This window comes from Sphingomonas segetis (assembly GCF_009720245.1).
Lineage (GTDB): Bacteria > Pseudomonadota > Alphaproteobacteria > Sphingomonadales > Sphingomonadaceae > Sphingomicrobium > Sphingomicrobium segetis.
In genome coordinates this window covers 1-5911 of record NZ_WJSQ01000159.1, presented here as the reverse complement: position 1 = coordinate 5911, position 5911 = coordinate 1, and the positions used below count along the sequence as shown (strand labels likewise).

The window sequence follows — 5911 nt, the reverse complement described above, 5'->3', positions numbered from 1 at the left end:
GGTGGCTTCGGCGGCGGTGGCGGCTTCGGCGGCTTCGGCGGCGGGTCCGGCGGCGGCGGCGGGGCATCCGGGTCGTGGTGAAGCAGCTCACGGAAGAGGATCACCGCAAAGTCTCCGCGGCGGTCACTGCGGCGGAGGCCGACAGCAGCGGCGAGATTGTCGTCGTGGCGACGCCGCTCAGCGACCCGTATCACGACGTAGCGCTGCATTGGGCGCTGGTTCCGCTGTTCGCCGTGCTGGCCTGGGCGGCGTGGCGGCCGACCGCGCTCGTCTGGTGGTATGACGCCCTCTTCGGCGGCTGGCAGGCCGATCCCACGCAGAGTCAGCTGCTGACGCTCCTGATGGTATTCGCGGCGCTCAAGTTCACCGTGGCCTTGCTGATCCTAAAATGGATGCCGCTTCGGCTGTTGCTGACCCCGGCGGCGACCAAGCACCGCCGCGTCCGGCGCCGCGCGCTCGCGATCTTCCAGGCTGCGGCGGCGCGGCGAACGACCGGCCGGACGGGGATCCTGATCTATCTGTCGCTCGCGGAGCGCCGCGCCGAGATCATCGCCGACGAAGCGATCCTCAAGGTGACCGACGAACATACATGGGGCGAGGCCATGGCTGCCCTTCTGACGGACGTTAAGGCCGGCCGGATCGGCGACGGCATCGTCGCCGCCGTCGAGCAGGTCGGCGTGGTGCTTTCCCAGCATTTCCCGCGTTCGGCCGCCGATGCGAACGAGATTCCCGACGAGCTCATCGAACTATGAAGCTCGACGATTTGCCTCCGCCGGAAGTTATGTGGGCGGGCGAATATGTGCGCGTGCTGAGGCGCGGCAAATGGGAATATGCGAGCCGCGCCAACGACATCAACGCTGTCGTGATCCTCGCCGAATATGACGGAAAGATGATCCTGATCGATCAGCCGCGGGTGCCGCCCGACTGCCGCTGCGTGGAGCTGCCCGCCGGCCTCGTCGGGGACGTGGATCCGGACGCGACGCCGGAGAGCACCGCGATCAAGGAGCTGGAGGAGGAGACCGGATTCACCGCCGATCGGGTGGAACGGCTCGGCGAATTTTATGCCTCGCCCGGAATGCTCGCCGAAAGCTTCACTCTGGTGCGTGCCCACGGCGTGCGCCGCATCGGCGTGGGTGGCGGCGACGAGAACGAAGACATCAACGTCCACCTCGTCCCGCGCGCGGAGATCCCGAACTTCATCGAGCAGAAGCGCGCCGAAGGTTTCGGTGTTGACGTCAAGCTCTTGCTGTTCCTGAACTTTTGACCCCCGCGCGGTCACCGGTCATTCACTCGCGGGCACGTAACGGCCGTTGGTAGAACGTCCGCTTTGCGTCGGGTCGCGCTCTGCTACGGACCCGGCGACGTTTTCCAACGAGGGTGGGATCCAGATGATTCGAATTTTGTTGGCTGGCAGCGCTGCAGTGGCGCTTGCCGGGGGTTTTGGAACTCCCGCGTTCGCGCAGTCATCCGCGACGTTGGCGCAGGCCGCGGTTCCGAACAATGTCCTGCTTGCGGAATGGGCGGGCCCGTACGGCGGCGTTCCGCCGTTCGACAAGGTGAAGCCGGAGCTCTTTCCCGAGGCGATCCAGTTCGGAATCGACGAGCAGCGCCGCGAGGTTCTGGCCGTCGCCAACAACCCGGCGCCGCCCACGTTCGTCAACACGATCGAGGCGCTCGAGAAAACCGGCCAGCGGCTTGATCGTGTCCTGTCGGTTTTCGGCGTGATGACCAGCAACATGGCAACGCCGCCCTATCAGGCGCTCGACAAGGAATGGTCGCCCCGGCTCTCCGCCGCGAGCGACGAAATCATCCTCAATCCGAAGCTCTTCCAGCGCATCAAGACGTTGCACGACAACAAGGCGTCGCTGGGCCTCGACGCGACGCAGGATCGGCTGCTGACGCGTACCTATGAAAGCTTCGTCCGCCGCGGCGCGAACCTGAAGCAAGCGCAGAAGCAGCAGCTGTCGGCCATGAACCAGCAGCTGGCAGAGCTGTTCGCGACCTTCTCCGAGAAGGTGCTCGCCGACGAGAGCACGTACATCCGTGCGAGCGAGGCGCAGCTGAACGGCGTGCCTGTCGACGTGAAGGCCGCGCTCGCCGCCGCGGCGAAGGCGCAAGGCAAGCCGGCCGGTACCTATGCGATCAAGAACACACGCTCGGCGGTCGATCCGGTGCTCACCTTCGCCGACGACCGCGCGTTGCGCGAGAAGGTCTGGCGCGCGTTCGTCAACCGCGGCGACAATGGCGGGGCGAGCGATACCAACGCAACCATCGCAAAAATCGTCAAGCTGCGTGCCGACCGCGCGAAGCTCCTCGGCTTCGCGAACCACGCCGAGTGGCGGATGCAGGATACCATGGCGAAGACGCCGGCTCAGGCGCTGGATCTGATGAACCGCGTCTGGCCCGCCGCCGTTGCGCGAGTGAAGGAGGAGGTCGCCGACCAGCAGGCGCTCGCGGACAAGCTCGGCCACAAGATCACGATCGAGCCGTGGGACTATCGCTATTACCAGGAGAAGGTCCGCAAGGACCGCTACGATCTCAGCCAGGACGAGATCAAACCCTATTTCTCGCTCGATAACATCATCGACGCCTCATACTGGGCGGCGGGCGAGCTGTACGGCCTCGACTTCAAAGAGATCACCGGCACCGTCCCGACGTGGAAGGACGACATCCGCGTCTACTCTGTGACGGACCGCGCGACCGGCAAGCAGCTCGGTGTCTTCTACCGCGACGATTTCGCCGCGGAGGGCAAGCGCTCGGGAGCCTGGGCGACAACCTATCGGAGCCGCGCCAGCCTGCTCGGTGACGACATCGTGCTCGGGTCGAACAACAACAATTTCGTGAAACCGGGCGCGGGCGAGCCGGTGCTCATCAGCCTCGACGATGCGGAAACCTTGTTCCACGAGTTCGGACACGCGACCCACTATTTCCTGTCGAACGTGAAATACCCGAGCCTCGGCGGCTCGCAGCGCGACTTCGTCGAGTATCCGAGCCAGGTGAACGAGAACTGGTTGCTGACCCCAGAGGTGCTCAACCGCTTCGCCAAGCACTACAAGACGGGTCAACCGATGCCGCAGGCGCTCGTCGACAAGATCCAGAAAGCGCAGACGTTCAATCAGGGCTTCGCCACGGTCGAATATCTTTCCTCGGCGATCGTTGACATGAAGATGCACATGGACCCGAAGGGCGTCGCGGACCCGGACGCATTCGAGAAGAAGGCACTGGCCGACATCGGCATGCCGAAGGAGATCGTGATGCGGCACCGCCTGCCGCAGTTCAATCACCTCTTCTCGTCGGATGCCTACTCGGCCGGCTATTACTCTTATCTGTGGTCGGAAACGATGGACGCCGACACCTGGGCGGCGTTCGAGGAGACCGGAGACGTCTGGGACAAGGCGACCGCGGTGCGCTTCAAGAAGGTCCTGCTGTCGACCGGGAACGAGACCGACCGCGCGGACGCCTACCGGCAGTTCCGCGGCCGCGATCCGGACGTCTCGGCGCTCCTGAAGCGGCGCGGCTTCCCGACAAACTGAGCTGAACCGATAAGGGCGGAGGCGCGTTCTCCGCCCATGGCTCGCCTCGTCCACCTGTCGGACCTGCACTTCGGTGCTCACGACGAGCGACTGGTCAGTGCGGTCGAGACCCGTGTCGACGAGCTCGAGCCGAATCTGGTTGTGATCAGCGGCGACTTCACCCAGCGCGCGCGGACCGAACAGTTCCGTGAAGCCTGCCAGTTCCTCGAGCGGATGCAGCATTCCGGGCACGAAGTGCTCGGGGTACCCGGCAACCATGACGTGCCGCTCTACGACGTGCTCCGCCGGTTCCTTTCGCCGCTGGCGCGCTACCGGCGCTTCATCGACGACAACCTGTGCCCGTTCGTCGAGCTGCCCGGCATTGCCGTGCTGGGGATCAACACCGCGCGATCGCTAACCTTCAAGGATGGGCGCATCAACCAGGACCAGGTCGCGTTCATCCGCGACACGTTCGCGCGCACGCCCACCGACAGCTTTCGAATCCTCGTCACCCACCACCCGTTGTTCGCGCTTCCGGTCGGTGACCAAATCACGCCGGCCATTGGGCGGCAGGAGCTCGCCCTCGACGCCGTCCAGGATGCCGGCGTCGACATGCTCCTTGCCGGCCACAACCATCATGCGTCGAGCCACAGCGCGAGTGACCTGGTGACGCGCGCCGGCGGCGCGCTGGTCGTGCAGGCAGGCACGGCAACCTCGACCCGCATCCGCGACCAGCAGCAGAGCTTCAACGCCATCGACGTCGGCGACGCCTCCGTGACAATTACCGTCAACGCGTGGAAAAACGGTCACTTCGTGCCGCTCGATGCGGAGCGTTACAGCTGGGCAGAGGGACGCTGGCGCGTTGCGTCGAAGCCGGAGCCCGCTCACTGAGCTTGTCGGCACAGGCGTCCGGCGACTAGAGCCGCCGGATGGCGCTTCCCCAAGGTTTGGATGTCGACGGTTTCGTTCGGCAAGTCCTTGCAGAAGATCTCGGCAGCGGGGGAGACGTGACATCCAACGCGACGGTCGCGGCGGATGCACGCTTCACGGCTGAGATGAATTGCCGGCAAGCGATCGTGGTCGCGGGACTCGAGGTCGCGGCGGCCTTCTTCCGAGCCCTCGATCCGGACATCGAGCTCGAGTTGCTGGTCGACGACGGCGAACGCGCGGAGCACCGCACGGCGCTGATGCGCCTTGCCGGCAATGCCCGTGCGATGCTCGCCGCCGAGCGCTCGGCGCTCAACACGCTCCAGCACCTCTCGGGGATCGCCACCCTGACCCGCCGCTATGTCGATGCGATCGAGGGTACCGGCGCGGTGCTGCTCGACACGCGCAAGACCATTCCCGGGCTGCGCGAGCTCGACAAATATGCGGCACGCATGGGCGGCGCCCACAATCACCGGATGCGGCTCGATGACGGCGTGCTCATTAAGGACAATCATGTCGCGGTGTGCGGCGGCGTCGCCGAGGCGGTGCGGCGCGCAAGGGCAGCCAATACGGGTCTCCTGGTCCAGGTCGAGGTCGACCGCATCGACCAGATTCAGCTTGCGCTCGACGCGGGCGCCGACCGACTGCTGCTCGACAATATGGACCCGGCCAAGCTGCGCGAAGCCGTGCGCCTCGTCGGCGGCCGCGTGCCACTCGAAGCATCGGGCGGTGTGACCCTCGAAACGATCCGCTTCCTAGCCGAGACGGGCATCGACTTCATCTCGGTGGGGCGCATCACGCAATCCGCGCCGGCGGTGGACATCGGTCTCGATTACGCGGTCAGTCGTTGAGCCGACGCAACATTGTTCATTTGTGGGACAGGAACCGAAGCGCACCAACGATCCTGAGTCGGTCTGCGCTCCACTGCAGCCGATGCGTTTCCAGATCGAGGAGTATTTCGATGCAGAAGCTGCTTGCTCTCGCGATCTCCACCGCCGTCATTGCTCTGCCGAGTGCCGCCAGTGCGCGCGACCGGCACCATCACGGGGACCGGGATCGCCATTCGTACAGTCAGGACCGCGATTACAGCCGACACCACCATCGCAACTACAGCTACCGCAACTACGGCTATTATCCGCGCTATTCGTACGGATATGCTTATCCGCGGTCGCGAACGGTGATCTCGATCGGATATGGCTACCCGGGCTACGGCGGCAATTACGGCGGCTATGGTTACGGCGCCCCGTACGGCTATGGTTATCCGGCGTACGGTTACGGCTATCCGGCGTACAATTACGGCTATGGCGCTTCGGCTTATGGCCACGGCTATCCGGCTTATGGCTACAACGGCTATGGCGCTCCGGGTTATGGCTACAACGGCTACGGCTATCGCTGCGGCGACCCCGCGGCCGGCGCTGTCGCGGGTGGGATCGCAGGCGCGGCGCTCGGCGGCGTGATCGCCGGCACCGACG

The 5911-nt window shown here is 65.1% G+C and carries 6 protein-coding genes; all 6 read left to right on the top strand.

Going from position 1 to position 5911, the window contains the following annotated elements:
• Positions 1-752 (top strand): TPM domain-containing protein (locus tag GH737_RS12475; RefSeq protein ID WP_338061783.1); only part of this gene is annotated, 752 nt, incomplete at its 5' end.
• Entirely contained in the window at positions 749-1264 is a 516-nt protein-coding gene (locus GH737_RS12470; protein ID WP_155265133.1) for an NUDIX hydrolase, read from the top strand. The genes GH737_RS12475 and GH737_RS12470, both read left to right, overlap by 4 nt.
• A gap of 124 nt (positions 1265-1388) precedes the next feature.
• Complete coding sequence (locus tag GH737_RS12465) at positions 1389-3533, top strand: M3 family metallopeptidase (protein WP_155265132.1); 2145 nt, start codon at positions 1389-1391, stop codon at positions 3531-3533.
• 36 nt (positions 3534-3569) lie between these two features.
• The gene (locus GH737_RS12460; protein ID WP_155265131.1) at positions 3570-4403 is read left to right on the top strand and encodes a metallophosphoesterase family protein; all 834 of its coding nucleotides are present in this window, start codon (positions 3570-3572) and stop codon (positions 4401-4403) included.
• A 38-nt stretch (positions 4404-4441) separates the two neighbouring features.
• On the top strand, positions 4442-5290 hold the full coding sequence (gene nadC / locus GH737_RS12455; RefSeq protein WP_155265130.1) for a carboxylating nicotinate-nucleotide diphosphorylase: 849 nt from the start codon (positions 4442-4444) through the stop codon (positions 5288-5290).
• A gap of 110 nt (positions 5291-5400) precedes the next feature.
• On the top strand, positions 5401-5911 hold a 511-nt coding region (locus GH737_RS15380; RefSeq protein ID WP_230558797.1), incomplete at its 3' end, for a hypothetical protein.

Coding starts and splice junctions, on each gene's coding strand:
- GH737_RS12470 (WP_155265133.1), top strand. CDS start 749: ATGAAGCTCGACGATTTGCCTCCGCCGGAAGTTATGTGGGCGGGCGAA.
- GH737_RS12465 (WP_155265132.1), top strand. CDS start 1,389: ATGATTCGAATTTTGTTGGCTGGCAGCGCTGCAGTGGCGCTTGCCGGG.
- GH737_RS12460 (WP_155265131.1), top strand. CDS start 3,570: ATGGCTCGCCTCGTCCACCTGTCGGACCTGCACTTCGGTGCTCACGAC.
- nadC (WP_155265130.1), top strand. CDS start 4,442: ATGGCGCTTCCCCAAGGTTTGGATGTCGACGGTTTCGTTCGGCAAGTC.